Below are 20,204 nucleotides of genomic sequence, written 5' to 3'. Positions count from 1 at the left end.
TCCAGGGTGAACTACTTCGACGTCGAGGCGTTGGGCGCGACCCTCCGAGCCTTCGATCCCGGCTCGATCAGTTGCGGCACCCGAGGAAGTCGCGAGGTTGTAAGCCCAGTAGTCGAAAGGGCCTTGGCCTGGAGCTGGCTCGTCGGTTTGGCGTTCGTTCGCGAGGCCACGGTTCTCGGATGGAGGGCGACGGGCGCGCGCCTCGGCCGCCCTGATCCTGCCGCGCCGGTGGTAGTGGTGGCTCCGGTGACGCTGTTGGGGCCGGCGATCAGGATCGATTGGGGCTGCTGACTCGGCGGTGTGTTCTGGTTGAAGCCGGTCACGTAGTCGCCGATGGGGATCGGCGTCCCCGTGAAGGTGTTGGCGTTGGCGGCCGGCGACTCGATCACCGGGTTCCCGGCCGGCGCGTCGTACCGGAACACGCCGTAGATGCCGTTGAGGGAGAGGTCGTTGGCCTGGACGACGTTGTTGGTCGGCAGTGCGTAGAGGGTCTTCGCGTTGTCTCGTCGGGAGATGTAGACCCCGGTCTGGATGTTGCCGGAGATCCGGTTTCCCCTCCCGGGGAGCCCGACGGCGTTGTCCGACGCCCCGATGATCACCACGCCGTGCTGCTGGAAGCCGTAATTGACCTGAATCCCATCGGGCAAGGTGATGACCGGGTGATTCGCCAGGGAATCGATCTGCCGAGTCCCGTTGAACACGGCGAAAGCGACCTGATCATTGATGTCGACGCCGATGTGATTTCCCGTGAGCACCGTCCCCAGGCCCGCGGCCGTCCCCTGCGCGCCGCTGGAGGCGAGCTGAGTGGCCCCGCCGAAGATCTCGACCCCGGCGAGGCCGTTGGCCGAGATCAAGTTCTTGTCGATCACATTATTCGCCGACGCCGTGATGAAAACGCCGAACTCGAAGTTCGGGTTGGCCTTCGTCCCGGTGCGATCCGTCCCGATCCGGTTGCCCTGGATCCAGTTGGTGCTCGTCTTCACGTTGCTGCCGCTCTGGTTGGCGATGTTGATCCCGATGCCATTGCCCGAGATCACGTTGCCATTTCCCCCGATCACGTTGCCTGACTCGCTCGCCCCGACGGTGTTTTGGGTCCCTTGCAGGATCAGGACACCGCTCGCTTGCGTCGGATTCCGCGGGGGGGCGGGCAACGCCGGGTCGGGGAGTCCGGGCCGGCCGTCGCCCGTCACGTCGGTGCCGATGTAATTGTTGTAAATCTGATTCCCCGTGGCGAGCTGGCCCGTGATCTCGATTCCGGCGAGGCTGTTGCCCGAAATTAAGTTGGCCACGCTCGGGAGCGAGGGATTCACGGTGGGCGAGGCGATGTAACCGCCGACGACCGTGCCCACGCTGTTGTTGAGGAGCACGCCGATCGAATTGAAACCAACCTGTCCCTTGGCGTCGAGGCCGATCATATTGCCTTGGATGACGTTGCCGGCCGCCGTGGGCGAGATGATCTCGACGCCGATATATGTTGTTTCAGAAGTGGGGGAGGTGTTCTGGTCGTTGGGATTCGCACTGCTCTGGGTGATGATGTTCCCCGAGCCGGGCGTCGAGCCCCCGACCATGTTGTAGCTGGCATTGGCGTTTATCACGACGCCGATCGGGTTAAACAGCCCCCACCCTTGTTGATTGGAATTGTAGGCGGTGCCGTCCTTGCTCACGCCGATGAAGTTGCCCAGTATCGTGTTCCCGCCCGCCGTGCCGGTCAACTCGACGCCCGCCTCGCGATTGCCCGAGATGACGTTGCTCGGGGTTCGCGGGGCGGTCGTGGAGACGAACGAGCCTTGGCCGGCGTTCCCGATGAAGTTCCCTGTCGCATTGTTGAGGAGCACGCCGAAGTGGCCGTTTCCGAGCGGGGCGAAGCCGCTGGAGTCCGTGCCGATGAGGTTGCCGTCAATGCGATTCTGACTGGCCGTCAGATTCGTTTGTTGATCGATCGTCACCCCGTTGTTGAGGTTGCCGGAGATCACGTTCCGGTTCCCGCCGACCCCGCCGCCGATCGTGTTGTTCGAGCCGTTGATGATGTGGACGCCGTCGCCTTGGTTGCCGAGGGCGCGTGCTCCGGACCAATCGGCCCCGATGGAGTTGCCGCCGACGAAGTTGGAGTCCGCCTTGGCACCCGTTCCCGGGCTGAAGATCTGCACGCCGTCCAAGGCGTTGCCGGAGATGAAGTTGTTTACCACGCCGTTGTAGCTTGAACCAAAAATCAACACGCCGCTAGCGTTGTTCGGGATCGCTTTGGCTCCCATCGCGTCGAGCCCGATCAGGTTTCCCGCGACCACACTGCCCGCGCCCGACTGGGTAGTGCTGCTGACCATGACCCCGGACTGTTGATTGCCCGAGATGATGTTGCCGTAACCGACTAAATTGTAGCCCGCATTGTCGAGGATGACGCCGTTGCCGCCGTTGGCGACGGCCGTGGAACCCGTCGAGTCGACGCCGATGAAATTGTTCGCGACGAGATTGTCGTGGGACGCTCCCCCGAAGATTCTCACTCCTTGGGCTTTGTTGCCGGAGATTACATTGCCTTGCGACCTCTGCAAGCCGCCGATCGTGTTACTCGGAGCGTTCAACAGGAACACGCCGTCCGAGCTGTTGCCCAGCTTGGCCTTCGCGGTTGTGGCGAACGAGTCGGCGCCTATCACGTTGCCTTGAATTGTATTATTCACCGTCAGGCCCGGATAATCCGGGTTCCCAGCGATCAAAACCCCGTAGAGTTGATTGCCGGAGATCTGGTTGCCGAGCCCCTGCCCTGGGGCGGCGGTGGACCAACCGATGACGTTATTGCTGGAAAGACTGACAATAATCCCTGAATTGTTATTAGGAACGGCCGTGGCCCCATCAGCGCCGACGCCGATTTTGTTGCCCGTCACGATGTTTCCATGATAGCCGCCGTCGTTCTTGCTGATGACGATCCCACTGGCTTGATTCCCGGAAATCACATTCGATTCGCCGGACGTCGCGCCGCCGATCGTCACGAGCCCGGAGCCGTTGACGAACACACCATTTGCAGAATTGCCGAGAACATTGGGATCGAGGCTGCCGATCGTGTTGCCGACCAATCGGATTCCGGTGGTGGAATCCGCGATCGTGACCCCATTGGCCCGGTTCTGAGAGATCGTGTTGCCGCGAATCGTCACGTTTTGCATCTTGTCAAGAAAAACACCGTCCGAGCCGTTGCCGTTGGCGAGTGTTTGATCGAATTCGTTCGAGCCGATGCGATTGCCATCGATCGTGACGTTGGCGGGGCTCAGCGAGTCGACTGTCGCGGCGTGAACGCCCGCCGCGCGATTGCCCGCGATGAGGTTCCCTCGAATCAGCGTGTTGCCCGGCGTGAAGAGGAAAATGCCGTCCGAGAGGTTTCCAAGTGAAACGCCCGCCACCGTCGATCCGGGCGTCCCGGCCGCGTCCGTGCCGATCTTGTTGCCCGAGATCACGTTGCCATTGACGAGGTAGCCGCTAATGGAGAATTTCGGATCGAGAGGATCGACGCCTGTAAGGCCGTTGACCGTCTGGCCGACGATTTCAACCCCCCGGCCCAGGTTTCCGGAGATCACGTTCGGACCGCCGACCTGCTGGCCATTCCCGTCCGTCCACGAGCCCACGCAGACGCCGACGACGTCGCTGATCCGAATTCCGTCCAAAATATTGCCCAGGGGCAAGCTCTTTTGAGGCTGCGACTTGCTCTTGGCGGTCGAATTCGCGCCAGCGGCGTCGAGTCCCAGGATGTTGCTGACGATGCTGGCAAAGAGATGCCGGAAATCCTGGCCGGGGATGATCTTGCCTTGGTCATCCGTCTTAGGAATACCTTGTTGAGCCGTAATCCCACTGAGCCCGTTTCCGGATATGACGTTGCCCGCGACATAGACCCCAGGCGTCGTCGGCGCGGCAGCCGACGTGTCCAGCTTGGTTGAGGACTCTTCGAGCAAGACGCCGCTCAAACCGTTGCCATAGGTGCGATCATTGTCGTCGTAAACAGTCGTTCCCGTGCTGTCGGTGCCGATGAAATTGTCGAAGATCCAAGCGATCGTGGAATCGCCAGTCATGTCGCCGACGACGTGAACACCGTTCTGGATGTTCCTGGCGATCTGGTTCCCCTGGACGAGGTTGGGAAGCGTCGCCGCTGTACTAATTTCGATCTTCGGGCTGCTGAGGTGCGTCGCCGCCTCCCCGATTTCGACTCCATTCGTGCCGTTTCCGACGATCGTGTTGGCGACGCCCGTCGCGAGCGCCCCGTCGACCATCGGGCCGCCGACGACATTGCCGGCGCCTCCCGTGATGGCGACGCCGATCTGCATGTTCCCCGAGAAGTTCACCCCTCCAATCCGGCCGGCGCCGATGAGGTTGCCCGCGACGAGGTTGTCGTTTGCATTGACGATCCAGACTCCATTCGTCACGTTCGACGAGATGACGTTGCGCGCCGTCTCGTCGTGGGATCCAGGGGCCCACAGGGGGCTCGGACCGATGATGTTGTGATCCGAGGCGGATACATAAACGCCCGTCTTCAAATTCCCGAGCGCAGCGCCCTTCGCGTTCGTTCCGATGAAATTGCCTTGAACCAGGTTCCAGGCGCCTCCGGCGAGATAGACGCCGTAGTTCTTGTTGAAGCCGATCGTGTTGGCGCCGAAGTTGGCGCTCCCGTCCACGCGGCCGCCGATCAGATTCGCGTACCCGCCTTCGACGTCGACTCCGTTCGCGTTGCCCAGGGGGTTGAAATCACGATCCGTGCCGAGGTAATTCCCCTGGACGAGATTTTGCAACGACTCACCGCTGATGAGAACGCCGCCGCCCTTGTTATTACCGATGACGTTGGCGTGCGGATCGTCGCCGCGACCCACGAAATTGGTTGAGGCGTCGGCGATCCACACTCCGACGCCGTTGGCCGGTAGGAACTTCGTGGGGTTGAAGGGATTCACGCCGATGGAGTTGCCGAGGATCGAGTTGCTCTTCGAGCCGGCTCCATCGACCTTGATTCCCGCGCCGCTGTTGAAGCCGATGACGTTGGCCTGGTTGATGCCCAGGTTCGTCCCCCCTGGTACGAACGCCACACCGCCCACGGTGTTGTTCGGCGACCCGTCGATAAGAACGCCGATGCCGTTCGCAAGATTGGCTTCGCCGTCGGTCCCGATGAAGTTGCCGGCCACAATGTTGAACTGGGTGGTTTCGCCCTTGATCTGCACGCCGTACTCGTCGTTGCCGCCGATGTAGTTGGCGGCCGCGGAGGGAATTCCAGCGATGCTCACAAAGCCGGGCAGGCCGACGTTGATGTTGGTCGATCCCCCCTCGATAAGCACGCCGATGCTTTGTTTCCGCGCGGGCTCCTCTGGTTGTTGCTTGGGTTTCGACCTTTGGGCGTCGAGCCCGATGTAGTTGTCGACGACCCAGGCGTTCTGGACGTTGTTGAAATCAAGAGCCGCGGTTTTGAAGCCGTAAAACGACAGGCCCCGGACGGTGACGCCTTGGGCGAAGCCCTTGGCGTCGGCGACGAAACTGGCGTTGAGGAACTCGAGCCCGAACTCCGCCGTGTTCTGGCCGTCAATTTGAATCACCGGCGTGCCTGCGTTTGGAGTCTGGGTCAAGCCGTCGACGACGATCCCACTCATGCTATTGGCGGCGTTCCCTTGCACGATGATCGTGGAGTTCAGTTTGATCGTCCATGTCGTCGCCGTCCCGGCGTCAGCGTCCGCCTGGGGGATTGCGAAATCGATCTGCTTGCCGTCCTGGGACGCTTGCGTGAGCGCGAACCGAAGCGAGCCGAGGATGGGATCATCCCCAGCGTTGTAATCCTGAGTATTGGTGACCGTGTAGAGGCTCACCGCCCGGACGCTGTTGGAGAAGGCGGACGTGTCGTACTCGGTGGGCGTGCCCGCCGACTGCGACGTGACGGTCGCCGTCACACCATAAATCTGCAAATTGAACGCGGTCAGAACATTCCGGATCTGAGGGGTGATAGCGATGATCTCGCTGAAGCCTTGCTGGTTCGTGCCGAGATCGAAGGTCCCCAGGTAGATGGCGGCCGGGGAGTAGATCAAAGACTTGTCTGCGGTCTGAAGCTGGGCGAAGATTTCGACGTGGTAAGGGCCGCCCTGCGGCAGATCGCCGTTCTGCGTGAAGGTCCCAGTAACGGTGATCAACGTTGGGTTCAGGGCGTCCGGCGCGAAGAAGGCGGACTCCAGCACGACCGAGTTCTGATTCCGGTTCGCTCCGTTGGTGAGGAGGATGTTCTGGAGGTTCTGAGTGACGAGGTTTTGTTGGAGTCGATTCCCAACCGCCGTTGAGCCGCTGATCTGAATCGCGGCGATCGAGCTGGATTGGATGATGTTCGCGACGCCGGTGGTTCCTCCGACCTGGTTGTTGGAACCCAGAATCAGGATGCCGACGGCGTTGCTGAATGCGGGCTGGCCCGACGTTGTCTGGGGCGCCGTACCGATATAATTGTTGACGAGCGTGTTCGAGGCACCGTCGAGTTCGATCCCTGTGCCATTGGAATCGATCTTGTTCTCCTGCTCGGGGGCCGAGCCGCCGATGGCGTTAGAACTGGAGAGAACGAGGATTCCGGTGCTCTTGAAATTTCGAATCGTCAACCCCTGGATCGTACTCCCGTCGGAGTTCGAGCCGAGCACAATCCCGTTGAGCGCCGTGTTGCCGCCGTCAATGACGAGCCCCAGCGCCGTGAAGGAGGGGGCGATCTTCACGGCATGGGCGAGCGTCGGCAGCGGGTTCTGGGAGACGTCGATCACCTGGCCAGGGTTGGCGGGAAGATTGAAGACGATTTCGATCGGGGGCCCGCCCAAACCCGCCACCAGATTGACGTTCGTGAGCGCCTGGAACAGCGAGCCCGGACCGCTTGATTGGGTGTTGCTCACCGTGTACAAGTCGGCGATCGTCGCGAGGTTCGAAAATACGGACGTCCCGTTCGCCGGCGTGCCCGTCGACGTCGCCAAGATCTGATCGCCGTTGGCCAGGCCGGCGTTGATCGCCAGGGTCTCGACTCCGCCGTTGGTCTGTGTCGTGGTTGCCTTGGAGGCCACGAAGACACGGTCTCCAGTCGTCTTGTCCAACTGATACAGTTCGAGGGTGAGCGGGGTGTTCGCCGGAACGTTGCTTCGATACTGGATGGTCACCTGCCCGCCCTTCACCGCCGCCGTGATGAGCGTCGGGGCCGGCTGGCCGTTGTTCGCCCCGGGAAGCAGGGTGATGTCGCTTGAGAAGACGGGGGTGGCCGGACCGTTGGTTCCGAGATAAAGGTTCTGACTGACGACGTTTCCCGTCCCCGAGAGGATGTTGACGCCGGCGGTGGTGTTGAAGCCGATGCTGTTGGCGGCTCCGTTCGCCGCGCCGCCGATCGTGTTTCCGCTCGAGTTGACGATCAACACGCCGAAGCCGTTGCCGGGATTTCCGGAAGTTCCATCGCCGCCGATGCGGTTGCCTTCGACCACGTTGGCCGTCGCCGAGGCGCCTTGGATCTGGATTCCGGCGGTCGTGTTGAAGCTGATCGTGTTGGCCGCGGCGGCCGTCAAGCCGCCGATGATGTTCGACGAGCCGCCATCGATCAGGATGCCGATCGCGTTGAGGGCGCCCGACGTCCCCAGGACGTCGCCGACGATCGTGTTATTCCCCGAGTAGACGTGAACGCCCGCTCCGGCGAAATTTTGAATCGTCAGGCCTCGGATCGTGCTGCCGCCCGACCCGGCGCCAAGGATGAACCCGTCGACGGCCTGTGCGATTCCGGCGATCGTGATGCCTGGGGCGTTGGTCGAGTTGATGTCGACGGGGTGGGTGATCGTGGGCAACGGCGAAGCCGCCGAGACGTTGATGACGGAACCGGGCGCGAGGAGGAAGTCGATCGGGACCACTCCTCCCGACGAGGCGTTCGCGCTCGTGAGGGCGTCAAAGAGCGACCCCGGACCGCTGGGGTCCGTATTGGTGACCGTATACGAGCTGGCACCGATCGTCAGCACGTTCGAGAACACGGAGGTGCCGTTGGCGGCGACGGTGGCGGTCGTCAAGACTTGAGAGCCGTTCGCCAGGCCGGGCGTTGGAATCGTCAAAGTGTTCACGCCCGCGACCGTGGTGGTCGTCTTCGCGGCGACGGAGCTTCGCTGCGCCACGCCCACGGCGGTCAGTTGGTAGACCTCGACGGTCACGGACGTCCCCGCCGGCAGGCCGATCGCGAACTGCAACGTGAGGTCGCCGGCGCTGAGGGTCGCCGTCGCGAGGCTGGGCGCGGGCTGGCCGTTGTTTCCCGTGGGCCCCAGGTTGATGTCGCTGGCGGGGACGGGGGTCGCCGCGCCGTTGGTTCCGACGTAGAGGTTCTGGCTGACAACGTTCTGCGCCCCCGAAAGGACGCTGACTCCCGCGGTCGTGTTGAAGCCGATGGTGTTGCCCGCCGCGCCGCCGATGGTGTTGCCGCTCGAGTTGACGATCTGGACGCCGAAGGCGTTGCCGCGATTCGCGTTCGTCCCGTCCGTGCCGATGAAATTGCCCGCGACCACGTTGCTCGTCGCCGAGGCGCCCAGGATCTGGACGCCGGCGGTCGTGCTGAATCCGATCGTGTTGGCTGAGCCGGCCGTGGTGCCGCCGATGGTGTTCGATGAACCGCCGTCGATGAACACGCCGATCTGGTCGGCGCCGGGAGAGCCGCCCAGCGTGTTGCCGGCGATGGTGTTGTTGCTCGACTGGACGTGGATGATCGAATTCTTGAAATTCCGGATCGTCAGCCCCTGGATCGAGCTGCCGTTCGCCCCCGCGCCGAGGGTCAATCCATCGAACGCCCCGCCGTTGCCATCGATCACGACGCCGGTTTGCAGCAGGGTGTTGATCGACGTCTGGCCGGTGATCGGCGGAAGCGCCGTGGCCGGGGTGATCACGCCAAGCGACGCATTGAATTCGATGCTATCCAGACCGGCGGCCGCATTTGCGTCCAGAATCGCTTGGCGCAATGAGCCAAGGCCGCTGTCGCCGTTATTCACGACGGTGAACGTCGCGAGCAGCATCCGCTCTTCGAACATCTCGAATGAAACGTCTCGCCTGTTACGTTTCGCACCTTGGGTCGAGTGGCGACGAGCGGTTCGCTTCAGCCATGTCATGGGAGTTCTCCCTCATTCCTGTGGGCGGAGGCATTCGAGATCCGAAGTACCGACTTCTCTGCACCTACGCCTACCGATTGCGACCCAATGTGAAACCTGCCCGAGGACCGCCGAAGTCCTAAAAAGCGTTCAGGCGCGCGTTATGAAGTACGAAGACGGATGCTTCTCAAATAAACCAGACGACTCACTAAGCCCACGCACCCAACCAGCCAATCATTCGACACCATTGCAAGCGTGCAGTCAATCCCTTGCCCCTGGTTGGTAGCAGGGGAAATACGACCACTTTTTGGATACGCCGGGCCCGAAGGCGGCTGAACAATGCATGACTCCGTCGATAAGATATCTGACCTATTTAACCAAGACAAGGCATTCCGCGCAATTGCCCCAGATTAACGTTTTCTTATCTCTGTCTTCGAGAGAATCTTGAGAAAAAGCCACCTTGCCGATGAAATGCATGCTATTTAGTATCGTTATAGGGGCTCGTATTGGTTCGAGCGACGACTCGCCGCGCGTCCCAGGGGCCTAACCATCGAGATTTTCTTATTCGTTGGCGAGATCAACGGCTGGTGCGAAAAAACTCCGTGTCGGCCGGGAAATCGCGTCACAAGCGGCCGTTGCGGCCGAATCATTTGGCGAAGGGGAGGAGCGGGGCGTACTCAATTCGGTCCCGGCTCCTCGAAATCAGACGGTCGGCGAGCCGAGCCAGACGGATTTCAACGATCCACCCGAAGCGACGGGACGGTTTTTTGTTGCATCTCCGGCGGCCGCGACTTCAATATAATGGCTGGATGGGTCGCCGAGCAGGGCTGCGACCTAATCAAGCGTAATCTGGGGGTCGTGTGGCTTCGTGGTCTCTCGTGAAGGTTCGGTCGAAGGTCGCGCCTAATAAAAGGCCGGCGTCTTGATCCCTTCGCGACGCACACGGCTGCTCATGACTGATATGTCCTGACGGATCGGCGTCGGCCGATTTCAAGCAGACGAGGACAGATGCCATGCCGCGCGATGAGAGCCTCCAGCACAAACTCGACCGGGTTCGGCCGCCGAGAGTGCAGATCACGTACGACGTCGAGGTCGGCGACGCCGAAGTGAAGAAGGAGCTTCCCTTCGTCATGGGGGTGCTGGCCGACCTCTCCGGTCATCCCGATCCCGACGCCGAGCCGCTCCCGGACCTGAAGGACGAGAAGCGCAAGTTCGTCGAGATCAACCGAGACAACTTCGACAAGGTGATGAAGGGAATCAAACCGCGGCTGGCGCTGCGGGTCGAGAACAAGATCGAGAACGACCAGTCGAAGATCGGGGTCGAACTCAAGTTCCGCTCGATGGAAGACTTCGAGCCGACGAACGTCGTCAACCAGATCGAGCCGCTGCGGAAGCTGCTCGAAGCGCGTCAGCGGCTCGCCGAGCTGAAGTCGAAGATCGTCACCAACGATCGGCTGGACTCGCTGCTTCAGCGAATCATCAGCGATACCGACCAGCTCAAGCGACTGGGCCGCGAAACCGGACATTTCGACGAATCGGCCACCGAACAGGCGCCCACCACGGAGGAGACCCAGTCATGAGCACCGGCGACAGTCCCAGCGCCTCGAAGGCGTCGGCCCAACCCGCGAGCGCCGAAGCGCAAAACGGTGAGAGCCTGCTCGACGAGATCCTCAAGGTCAACCGCGTCCGCGACGCCGAGCCCGAGCTGCGCAAGTACCACTCCGACCTGGTCGGCCAGCTCGTCGAGGACATCATGGCCGGTGAGATGAAAGTCTCGCCGGACATCGAACGCATGCTCAACGAGCGGATCGCCGAGATCGACGAGCTCTTGAGCGCCCAACTTAATGCGATCATGCACGACCCCGAGTTCCAGAAGCTCGAGGGTTCATGGCGGGGTCTGAATTACCTGGTCATGGAGTCCGAGACCAGCACGACGCTTCAGCTCCGCGTCCTCAACACCAGCAAGAAGGAGTTGCTCCGCGATCTCGAACGCGCCAAAGAATTCGACCAGAGCGCCTTGTTCAAGAAGGTCTACTCGTCGGAGTACGACGTTTTCGGGGGAACGCCCTACGGCGCCCTGATCGGCGATTTCGAGTTCGGTAAGCATCCCCAGGACCTGGCCTTGCTCAAGCGGATCTCGCAGGTCGCGGCGGCGGCGCACGCGCCGTTCATCTCGGCCGCCGAGCCCGAGATGTTCGGCTGGGAGAGCTACACCGAGCTGCCGCACACCCGCGATCTGGCCGAAATTTTTCGGACCCGCGAGTACGACAAGTGGAAGTCGTTCCGCGAGAGCGAGGATTCGCGGTACGTCGGGCTCTGCCTCCCGCGCACCCTGAGCCGCCTCCCCTACGGCCAGAAGACCGTCCCGGTCGATTCGTTCAATTTCGAGGAGGACGTGGACGGTCGAACGCATGAAAAATACCTCTGGAGCAATGCGGCCTATGCGATGGGCGCGCGATTGACCGACGCGTTCGCCAAATACGGCTGGTGCGCCTGGATCCGAGGGGTCGAGAACGGGGGACTGGTGCAGGATCTTCCGGTCCACACGTTCCACACCGACGACGGCGAGATCGCCGCCAAGTGCCCCACCGAGGTGATCGTGACCGGTCGGCGCGAGAAGGAGATGGCCGATCTCGGCTTCATCGCTCTGACTCACTGCAAGAATACCGACTACGCCGCGTTCTTCTCGGCTCAGTCGTGCCAGAAGCCGTTCGAGTACGACACCGATGAGGCCACGGCCAACGCCCGGCTCTCGACGCAGCTTCCTTACATTCTGATGACCTCGCGGTTCGCTCACTACCTCAAGTCGATCGCCCGCGACAAGATCGGGTCGTTCATGAGCCGTAAGGACTGCGAGATGTGGCTGAATCGGTGGATCAACAACTACGTCTCGAACGACGAAACGGCGTCGGAGAACACCAAGCGCGAGAAGCCGTTGTTCGACGCCCGCATCGACGTCGAAGACGACCCCAGCCGGCCTGGATGCTATCGCGCCATCGCCTTTCTCCGCCCGCACTACCAGCTCGAAGAGCTGACGGTGTCGCTGAGACTCGTCTCCGAACTGCCCACCGGGGCCTCGCGTTAACGCCACGCCGCCGACGCCCCGGCCTCGGGATGCATCGGCGCGAATCCACGGAACGTCTCGTTGCCTTGCGTCAGGTTGGACCAGCAGACGACAGCCCCAAGCGCGGGGCGCTTTTTATCGGGGAGCGACCCATGGCAGTTGACTATTTTCTGAAGATCGATGGCGTCGACGGTGAATCGACGGACAGCAAGCACAAGGGTGAAATCGACGTTCAGTCCTGGAGTTGGGGAGAGACCAACTCGGGCGATGCGGCCCATCGCGGCGGCATGGGCGCCGGCAAGGTCTCGATGCAGGACTTTCACTTTGTGATGAGCGTCAACAAGTCGACGCCGAAGCTCATGCAGCACTGTGCAAGCGGCGAGCACATCAAGAAGGCCGTCCTCACCTGCCGCAAGGCCGGAAAGGAACAGCAGGAGTATCTCAAGGTCACGCTCAGCGACCTGGTCATCTCCAGCTTCCAGACCGGCGGCTCCAGCGGCGATCACGCCGTCCCTGTCGATCAGGTCAGCCTGAATTTCTCGAAGATTGAGTTCGAGTACAAGGAACAGAAGGCCGACGGCACGCTCGGCGGCTCGGTCAAGGGCGGATACAACGTCAAAGAGAACAAGATCGTCTGATCGAACGCGTCGGTTGAACACAATTCGCGAAAGACCGCGGTTGTTCCGTCGCAGGGACAGCCGCGGTCTTCGTTTCGACCGATCAGACTGGGAGCCAGGTGGATATGGCGCGAACTTCCGCGAGAATGCGGTTTCCGCATTCGCTCTGGGATCGACTGACCAACCCCGACCTGATTCGGGCGGCCGAGGACGAGTCGTCCCAGAGCAGCCGGATGGAGAAGCTCAAGCAAGAGGTTCGCACGCACCTGGAATGGCTGCTGAACACGCGTTGCTGTCTGCCCATGTCGCTCGAGGGCCTCGAAACCCTGGAAAGCTCGCTGGTCGCGTACGGCCTGCCCGACATCTCGAGTCTGCGGTCCGGCTCGACCAAGGACCGGGAGCAGCTCGAGCACATGCTCGAAAACGCCATCCGCAGGTTCGAACCGCGGCTGGAAAACGTCAGGGTCGATTTCAACCCGTCCGAGCAGGACAGGTCGCGTTCGACGATCCATTACCGGGTGTCCGCGGTGCTCAAGATCAAGCCGTTCAACCAACCCGTCCTCTTCGACACCGTGCTCGAGGTGGGAAGCAAGTCGTTCATGGTTCGGGGCGACGGGTGACCGCGCGAGGCGGGTCGCCGTCGCGCGCCGATCGGAGCCGGACGTGAGAGTCACCGACGAATTCCTCGACTATTACAACCGGGAGCTGGTGTTCCTCCGCGACATGGGGGACCATTTCGCCAAGGCCAACCCTCACGTGGCGGGCCTGCTCGCGCTTTCCACGGGGCGTTGCGAAGATCCTCACGTCGAGCGTCTGATGCAGTCGTTCGCCTTCCTCACGGCGCGGATTCGCAAGAAGATCGACGACGAGTATCCGGAGATCACCAACGCCTTGCTGTCGGTGGTCTACCCTCATTATTTGCGGCCGTTGCCGTCGATGACGGTCGTCCAGTTCGAAGGCTCGAACGACCCGACCAAGACGGTCGCCGGCCAACCGATCCCGCGCGGGACGCCGCTCAAATCGGTCGTCGCCAGTCGAGGAGTGCGCTGCCAGTTCCAGACGGCTTACCCGGTGACGCTCTGGCCGCTGTCGGTCGAGTCGGCGGTCATGGTGCCCGACCGCGTGGTTCAGACCGGCAAGCCGGTGGCCGCAGTGGGCCTGCTCAAGCTTACGCTCAAGTGCACCGCGCCCGGCGGCTGGGAATCGCTCAAGGGGCTTCGGTCGATACGGTTCTTCCTGGACGGGAACGAGCCGATTCCGTCGATCCTCTACGAATGCCTGTTCAGCCGGCTCTGCGAAATCTGGGTGATGGGCAAGACGGGCGATCAAGACGCCTTCAAGCGCGTCTTGCCGCGCGAGGCGGTCAGGCCGGTCGGCTTCGCGCGCGACGAGCATCTGTATCCCTATCCCGATCATGCGTTTCCCGGCTATCGCCTGCTCCAGGAATTCTTCGCGTTTCCGCAGAAGTACCTCTTCTTCGACCTGTTGCTGAACGGGCCGGAGGAAGACGAGCGATCGTTCTTGCCGCCGGGGAAGCTTGACGGGACGATCGAGATCCGGTTCTGGCTCGACAGCCCTCCCCGATCCGACGTCACCGTTCGTCCCGACAACTTCCGGCTCGGCTGCACGCCCGCGGTGAACCTGTTCCGCTGGGTTCCCGAGCCGATCCCGATGACCCACCTCCAGACCGAGTACCGCGTGCTGGCGGACGTCGAGCATCCCATGGACTACGAGGTGTTCTCGGTGGACCGGGTGGTCAGCTCGGGTTCCTACCTGGAGGAGGCCTACGAGTTCGAGCCCTTCTACGCGATGCGGCACGCGTCCCGGCTATCGGAGCGCACGGCGTACTGGTTCGCGACTCGGCAGCCGTCGCTTCAGGACGGGGGGACGGAGGTGATGCTCTCGTTCTCCGACTCGAATTTCCATCCACTCAGCCCGGCCGTAGAGAAGATCACGACCTATCTGACGTGCAGCAACCGCGACTTGCCGACGTCGCTCCCGTTCGGCGGCGAGCAAGGCTGCCTGGAGCCGGAGGCCGAGGCCGCGGTGGGACTCGCTCGAATGCTCATGAAACCGACCTCGCCGTTGCGGTCGCCGACTGGCCGCTCGGCTCAATGGCGGCTGATCTCGCAATTGGGGCTCAACCACCTGTCGCTCATGGCCGAGGGGGGCGAGTCCGACGCCGGGAGCGGACCGGTCGGCGCCGAGCCCCTCCGTGAGCTCTTGACGCTCTACGACTTCGCGGGCACCACGGCGACTCGTAAAATGATCCAGGGGGTCCTCGACGTTTCGCACGCTCGGATCGCCGCGCGGGTCGCGCATCCCGATCGCGGCGCGGAGGGCGATCCAGCGACCGCCCGGGCGCGTAGGCTGCGGCTCCTGGGCAAGCCCCTGTCGCTGGGCCTCGAAATCAAAGTCCATTTCGACGAGGAGGCGTATCCCGGCGCGATGGCCTACCTGATGGCGACGGTCCTCGATCGTTTCCTCGGCGCGTACGTCAGCATCAACGCGTTCACGCAACTCGTCGCAACCAGCAAGCAAAGGCAGGGAGCCTGGCGATGGCCACCTCGCAGCGGCGATCGGATGTTGCTCTGATCGAACGGCTCTTCGAAGAGCCGTTTCGATTCGACTTTTTTCAAGCCGTCCGCCTCCTGGAACGGATCGGGAAGGCGCGCGCGCCGGTCGGCTTCGACGGCCCGTACGCGCGAGAGACCGTCCGGTTCGCTCAGCACGTCTCGATGAACTTCCCCGCGAGCGCCATCGACACCCTGGAACGCGACGCGCAAAACGACGACGCGCCGCCGCGGATGGTCACCTCGTTCATCGGGCTCCTCGGGGCCTCCGGCGCCTTGCCGACCGTCTACACCGAGGAACTCGTCGGCCCGCGCGGCAAGAATCGCGGCCCCGCGGTCGATTTCTTCAACCTGTTCCACCACCGCATCGTCTCGCTCTTCTACCGGGCCTGGGAGAAGTACCATCTCCCCACGCAGTGGGAGAAGAGCCTCGATCGCGACCGGCGGCCCGGCGGCGACGACGAAGATCGATTCACCGCCAGCCTGTTTCACCTGCTGGGCCTCGGCCTGGGATCGCTGCGCGAGCGTCAGGGCTTCGACGACGAATCGTTGCTGTTCTACACGGGGGTCTTCGCGCAGCAACACCGGTCGGCCGTCATGCTCGAACGGCTGATCGCCGACTGTTTCGGTCACCCGGCCGAAGTCCTCTCGTTCACGGGGCAGTGGCTCCGCCTCCGCCCCGAGGAGCAGTCGCGCATGGGCCGCACCGGCGGGTTCAACCGGCTGGGCCGAGACGCCGTCGCCGGCCGCAAGGTTTGGGACGTCCAGAGCAAGTTCCGGCTGAGGCTGGGGCCGCTCACATTCACCGCGTTCCGCGAGTTCCTTCCCGACGGCGCCGCGTCGAACCACTTGATGAGCTTGGTGCGGTTCTACACCCGGTCGGAGCTGGATTTCGACGTTCAACTGATCCTCAAGAAGGAGGACGTACCGATGTGCGAGCTCTCGCGGGGGCCGACGGCCGCGCGACTGGGCCGCACGTCGTGGTTGAAGCGGCGCGAGTTCGAGTACGACGCGGGAGACGCGATCTTCAAGCCCGGTCGATGACGAGCGACCGTGAACGCCGCGCCGATCGCGAGCCCAGGCGGAATCCTCGACTTGAAGTCGCCTCTCGTTTGACCCAAAATCTCATGCTAGAGTGAAATTCCTCTAACACGAAGCACGCGAAGCGATCCGCGATCAGTCGGCCGACGGATTCAGAGCCGGGACGATTCGCAGGGTGCGGCGGGAGAGCGAAGTATGCCCAAGCGGCCGGTACACTGGTTCGAGGGGATGTTCCTCAAACCCCACCATTTTCAGGCGGCCGACCGATATACGCGGGAGCGAATCCGCGAATCGGAAGACTGGCTGCACCCCCACGACTGGGGTCTTCGCTCCGTCCGGTTCGATGAAGACGCGATCGCCAACTACACCCTCCGGCTCACCTCGTGTCAGGCGCGCTTCAAGGACGGCACGACGCTCTCGATCCCCGAGGAAGCAGCCCTCGACCCGCTCGAGCTGAGGCCGGTGCTGAGCCAGCAGGCCGAGACCATGGTCTACCTGGCCATACCGTCCTGGCAGCCGAGTCGGGCCAACGCGCAGCGAGCGGCGACGGAACAGTCTCCACGGTACCTGGTCGGCGGCATGGAGTGTCCGGACGAGAACACCGGCGGCGACGAAGAGGAAATCGACTTCCGCAACATCCAGGCCCGGCTGATCGTCAAGAGCCAGCTTACTCCGGGTTACGAGATCCTGCCGCTCGCCCAGATTTCGCGGTCCGCGGGCGACAAGGCCCCTCCCCGCGTCGATCGCGCCTACGTCCCCCCGGTGCTCGGCGTCGACGCCTGGGCCTCGCTGTACGACGACGTTCAGGCGCTGTTCCGGCAGATCGAAGCCTGGCTCGACCAGGAGGCCGCGCAGGTCGTCGGTCGCAAGATCGCCTTCGACAGCCAGGTGCTGGGAGACGCCGAGCGGATCCTCAAGCTCTCGGTCCTGAACACTGCATCCGCCGTCTGGCAGTCGATTCTCTTCACGCGCGGCCTCCACCCGATGCTGATGTACCAGGAGCTTTGCCGGCTGCTCGGCCAGCTCTCGATCTTCGGCGAGACGCGACGTCCGATCAAGATTCCCAGCTACGACCACGACGACATCGGCCCGATCTACGCCAAGGTGATCGCCGAAATCCGCCGCCTCCTCGGCGAGCTGGGTCAGGTTCCGTTCGACAAGCGCTACTTCAAGCTCGAAGGGCCCCGGTTCCAGGTTCATCTCGACCCGGACTGGACGCTCGAAACGTCCAAGCTCTACCTCGGCGTCGAGACGACCGAGCTGAACGACTCGGAATGCGACATGCTGATGCGGTCCACCGATTGGAAGCTCGGCAGCGGCGAGCAGGTGGAAACCATCTTCAAGACGGGCAATGCCGGACTGAGCATGAAGCCGCTCAACCGGATCCCCCCGGCGCTTCCCGGCGGCGTCGTCTATTTCGAGATCGTCCGCCACCCGGAATTCTGGAAAGACGTCGTTCGCACGGGAACGCTCGGGCTCCGCTTCAAACTCGAACGGGGCAAATTCTTGAGCGCCCAGATGCTCGCCCTGACCAACCCGACCACTCAGCGCTCGGTGAACCTTCAGTTCGCCGTGTTCGTCGTCAAGAACCGTTGAACCGGACGTGAGCCCAATCCCACCCCTTCGCCTCGACTCGATTGCAAGGAACGTGGCGCCGATGACAGACGCCTTCGCAGACCTGGTGATGCCGATCTTCCACCGGGTCATCGACCTTCAAAACCGTCTAAGCAGGGGTGAGCCGAAGACCCTCGACGAGGTCATGCACCTGACGCGCGGCTGGATCGACGAGGCCGGCCGGCGCGCCGTCGCGAATCCGGAGCTGGGACGGTCGTTCGACCGGGCTCGGTTCGGCCTGGTCGCCTGGATCGACGAGGCGCTGACCAACTCCGAATGGGGACGTTCTTCCGGCTGGGGATCGGAAGAGCACGTCCTGGAGTGGTTCATGTTCAACAGTCGCGGCCGCGCCTACCTCTTTTACCAGCACGCCGACGAAGCCGAAGCGCACGGCGACATGGACGCGCTCGAAGTCTATTTATTCTGCGTCACCCTGGGTTTCGTGGGCGAGCGCGTGTACGACCCGGAACAATTGACCGCGTGGGTCGAACGCGTCTACGGCCGGGTCAGCGAATCCAGCTCGGTCGCTTCCAAGCCGTTTCCCGAAGAGGATGGTGCCGGGGCGGGGTTTGGGCCGCTGAAAGGCCCCTCGCTCCTGGTCGCCGCCAGCATCCTGTTCGCGGTCACGGCGCTGTTTACGCTGGCCGCCTACCTGTTCGCGGTGCATTACAGTTACAACCCGACCGGCTGATCCGGATCGGTGCTCTTGAAGCAAGCGGGGCGAGCCGTGGAGTTGCTCAGGTCGTATCTCAATACCCACGTCATGATGATCGTGTTCGGGGGCCTCGCCGCGATTACCGCCGGCGCGGTCTTCATGTGGTCCAAACATCCGGTGCGCTGGATCCTGGTCCTGCTCACCATCGGACTGCTTTACCTGCTTTTCATTCTCTTCAACCCTGACGACCTGAGCCTCGATCCGCAGCTTCCGGGCGAGTTCTACTGGTGGCTGCGCCCCTGGCTGCTCGTCCTCAGCCTGATCGTGCTCTACGCCGTTCCCCATCTGGTCGGCGCGCTCTACTGGAACCGCCGAGGCGGGGACGGCTCAGACGACGCCTCGACGTCGCGGTTTCCGGATCTTGAGTCGGCGTGGGACGAAGTCCTCAACCGGCTCAGTCAGGCGCACTACGACGCCGCGAACCAGAACCTGTTTCTCTTGATGTCCACCGATGAATCGCTGGCCGCCGGACTGGTCAAGGCGTCGGCCATGAACCTGTTCGTGGCGGCGCCGACCGCGGCCGATGCGCCGATCCACGCTTACGCCTCGGCGGACGGCCTCTTTCTGAGCTGCGCGGGGGCCTCGGCCTGGGGCCGTCAAGACGGAGAGGGAACGGCGCGTCTCGAATTCCTCTGCCGCAAGATCGCGGCCCTCAACCCCGAGCAGCCGACGCTGCGGGGGATCGCCGTTCTCTTCCCGAAGGAGAAGGCGACGGCGCCCGAAACGCTCAAGCAGATCGGCCCGTTGCGCAACGACCTCCAGACGATCCAGAGCGAGCTCCAGGTTCGCTGTCCCGTGATCGCCGTCCTCTGTTCGCAAGAATCGGGCTCGGGGTTCAACGAGTTCGCCGCGCGGATGCCCGCGAGTCTGCGCAACAACCGTTGCGGCTTCTCGACGCCGGTGCTCCAGGGTTTCAATCACGGCGTCGCCGAGCGCGGCCTCCGGTGGTACGCCCAGTGGCTCCAGAGCTGGTCGCTCAACTTGATGGTCCAGGACTACGTGGCCAGCGAGGGCAACAGCAAGCTCGTCGAGATGAACGCCGAGATGCGACGCGACCTCGCCGCCCTTTGCACCCTGGTCGAAACCGCGTTTTCGACGCACGCTCGATCCCAGCCCGTGATGGTTCGCGGGTGCTATTTCGCCACCATCGGCCCCGAGCCGGAAAATCACGCGTTCGTCGCTGGGCTGGTGCGCGGCGCTCGCAGCAAGATGATCGGCGACGCACCGCTCACTTCCTGGGCGAGTGAGGCGGACGTGCTCGACCGCCGCTACAAGCTCGCGGCCCTTGCACTCGGCCTCACCGCCGCCGCGATCGCGTTGCCGATCTGGCTGTTTCGCGTCTTGCCCAAACTGAACACCCCCACGCCGGGCTTGCCCAACGGCCTGGGCTGGCTCGGCTGGTCGGGCCTGGGGTTGCTCGCATTGGTCTGGGGGGGCGGCCTGCTGTATCCGAGGATTCGCGGGCGACGCACAGCGGCAGCGGCGAGTTGATCAAGATCAGAGCGTCCA

The 20,204-nt window shown here is 62.9% G+C and carries 10 protein-coding genes; 9 read left to right on the top strand and 1 reads right to left on the bottom strand.

Translation table 11 applies throughout. From position 1 onward, the window contains the following. Positions 1 to 11: 11 nt before the first annotated feature. Positions 12 to 9,014: a beta strand repeat-containing protein gene (locus BSF38_RS18680; RefSeq protein WP_076348123.1), complete on the bottom strand. Its 9,003-nt coding sequence runs from the start codon at positions 9,012 to 9,014 to the stop codon at positions 12 to 14. 1,070 nt (positions 9,015 to 10,084) lie between these two features. On the opposite strand from BSF38_RS18680, the gene tssB reads away from it, so the two are divergent. The 9 genes from tssB (at position 10,085) to BSF38_RS18635 (ending at position 20,186) form a co-directional block, all read left to right on the top strand. After that, positions 10,085 to 10,651, top strand: coding sequence for a type VI secretion system contractile sheath small subunit (gene tssB, locus BSF38_RS18675; RefSeq protein WP_076348121.1), 567 nt, complete (start codon positions 10,085 to 10,087; stop codon positions 10,649 to 10,651). Further along, positions 10,648 to 12,156 carry a type VI secretion system contractile sheath large subunit gene (tssC, locus tag BSF38_RS18670; protein WP_076348119.1) on the top strand — a complete coding sequence of 503 codons (1,509 nt, stop codon included), beginning with the start codon at positions 10,648 to 10,650 and terminating at the stop codon, positions 12,154 to 12,156. Before tssB ends, tssC begins: the two co-directional genes overlap by 4 nt. Before the next feature lie 131 nt (positions 12,157 to 12,287). Continuing rightward, a complete protein-coding gene (locus tag BSF38_RS18665; protein WP_076348117.1) occupies positions 12,288 to 12,773 on the top strand; it encodes an Hcp family type VI secretion system effector in 486 nt (161 codons plus the stop codon). Between the two features lie 104 nt (positions 12,774 to 12,877). Continuing rightward, positions 12,878 to 13,372 carry a type VI secretion system baseplate subunit TssE gene (tssE, locus tag BSF38_RS18660; protein WP_083713073.1) on the top strand — a complete coding sequence of 165 codons (495 nt, stop codon included), beginning with the start codon at positions 12,878 to 12,880 and terminating at the stop codon, positions 13,370 to 13,372. A gap of 43 nt (positions 13,373 to 13,415) precedes the next feature. Continuing rightward, on the top strand, positions 13,416 to 15,347 hold the full coding sequence (tssF, locus tag BSF38_RS18655; protein WP_168189411.1) for a type VI secretion system baseplate subunit TssF: 1,932 nt from the start codon (positions 13,416 to 13,418) through the stop codon (positions 15,345 to 15,347). Then, positions 15,311 to 16,369: a type VI secretion system baseplate subunit TssG gene (gene tssG, locus BSF38_RS18650; RefSeq protein WP_076348113.1), complete on the top strand. Its 1,059-nt coding sequence runs from the start codon at positions 15,311 to 15,313 to the stop codon at positions 16,367 to 16,369. Before tssF ends, tssG begins: the two co-directional genes overlap by 37 nt. 192 nt (positions 16,370 to 16,561) lie before the next feature. Beyond that, complete coding sequence (gene tssK / locus BSF38_RS18645; RefSeq protein ID WP_076348111.1) at positions 16,562 to 17,962, top strand: type VI secretion system baseplate subunit TssK; 1,401 nt, start codon at positions 16,562 to 16,564, stop codon at positions 17,960 to 17,962. 61 nt (positions 17,963 to 18,023) lie between these two features. Continuing rightward, a complete protein-coding gene (locus BSF38_RS18640; RefSeq protein ID WP_076348109.1) occupies positions 18,024 to 18,671 on the top strand; it encodes a DotU family type IV/VI secretion system protein in 648 nt (215 codons plus the stop codon). Positions 18,672 to 18,713: 42 nt separating this feature from the next. After that, the gene (locus BSF38_RS18635; protein ID WP_145952221.1) at positions 18,714 to 20,186 is read left to right on the top strand and encodes a type VI secretion protein IcmF/TssM N-terminal domain-containing protein; all 1,473 of its coding nucleotides are present in this window, start codon (positions 18,714 to 18,716) and stop codon (positions 20,184 to 20,186) included. Positions 20,187 to 20,204: the final 18 nt, after the last annotated feature.

Origin of the sequence: Paludisphaera borealis (assembly GCF_001956985.1) — a bacterium.
GTDB lineage: Bacteria > Planctomycetota > Planctomycetia > Isosphaerales > Isosphaeraceae > Paludisphaera > Paludisphaera borealis.
This window is presented reverse-complemented; position numbering and strand designations above follow the sequence as displayed.

Excerpts from the sequence above, each read along its gene's own strand:
- tssG (WP_076348113.1), top strand. The coding sequence starts at position 15,311 with ATGGCCACCTCGCAGCGGCGATCGGATGTTGCTCTGATCGAACGGCTC.
- tssB (WP_076348121.1), top strand. The coding sequence starts at position 10,085 with ATGCCGCGCGATGAGAGCCTCCAGCACAAACTCGACCGGGTTCGGCCG.
- BSF38_RS18640 (WP_076348109.1), top strand. The coding sequence starts at position 18,024 with ATGACAGACGCCTTCGCAGACCTGGTGATGCCGATCTTCCACCGGGTC.
- tssE (WP_083713073.1), top strand. The coding sequence starts at position 12,878 with ATGGCGCGAACTTCCGCGAGAATGCGGTTTCCGCATTCGCTCTGGGAT.
- BSF38_RS18665 (WP_076348117.1), top strand. The coding sequence starts at position 12,288 with ATGGCAGTTGACTATTTTCTGAAGATCGATGGCGTCGACGGTGAATCG.
- tssC (WP_076348119.1), top strand. The coding sequence starts at position 10,648 with ATGAGCACCGGCGACAGTCCCAGCGCCTCGAAGGCGTCGGCCCAACCC.
- tssK (WP_076348111.1), top strand. The coding sequence starts at position 16,562 with ATGCCCAAGCGGCCGGTACACTGGTTCGAGGGGATGTTCCTCAAACCC.
- BSF38_RS18680 (WP_076348123.1), bottom strand. The coding sequence starts at position 9,014 with ATGTTCGAAGAGCGGATGCTGCTCGCGACGTTCACCGTCGTGAATAAC.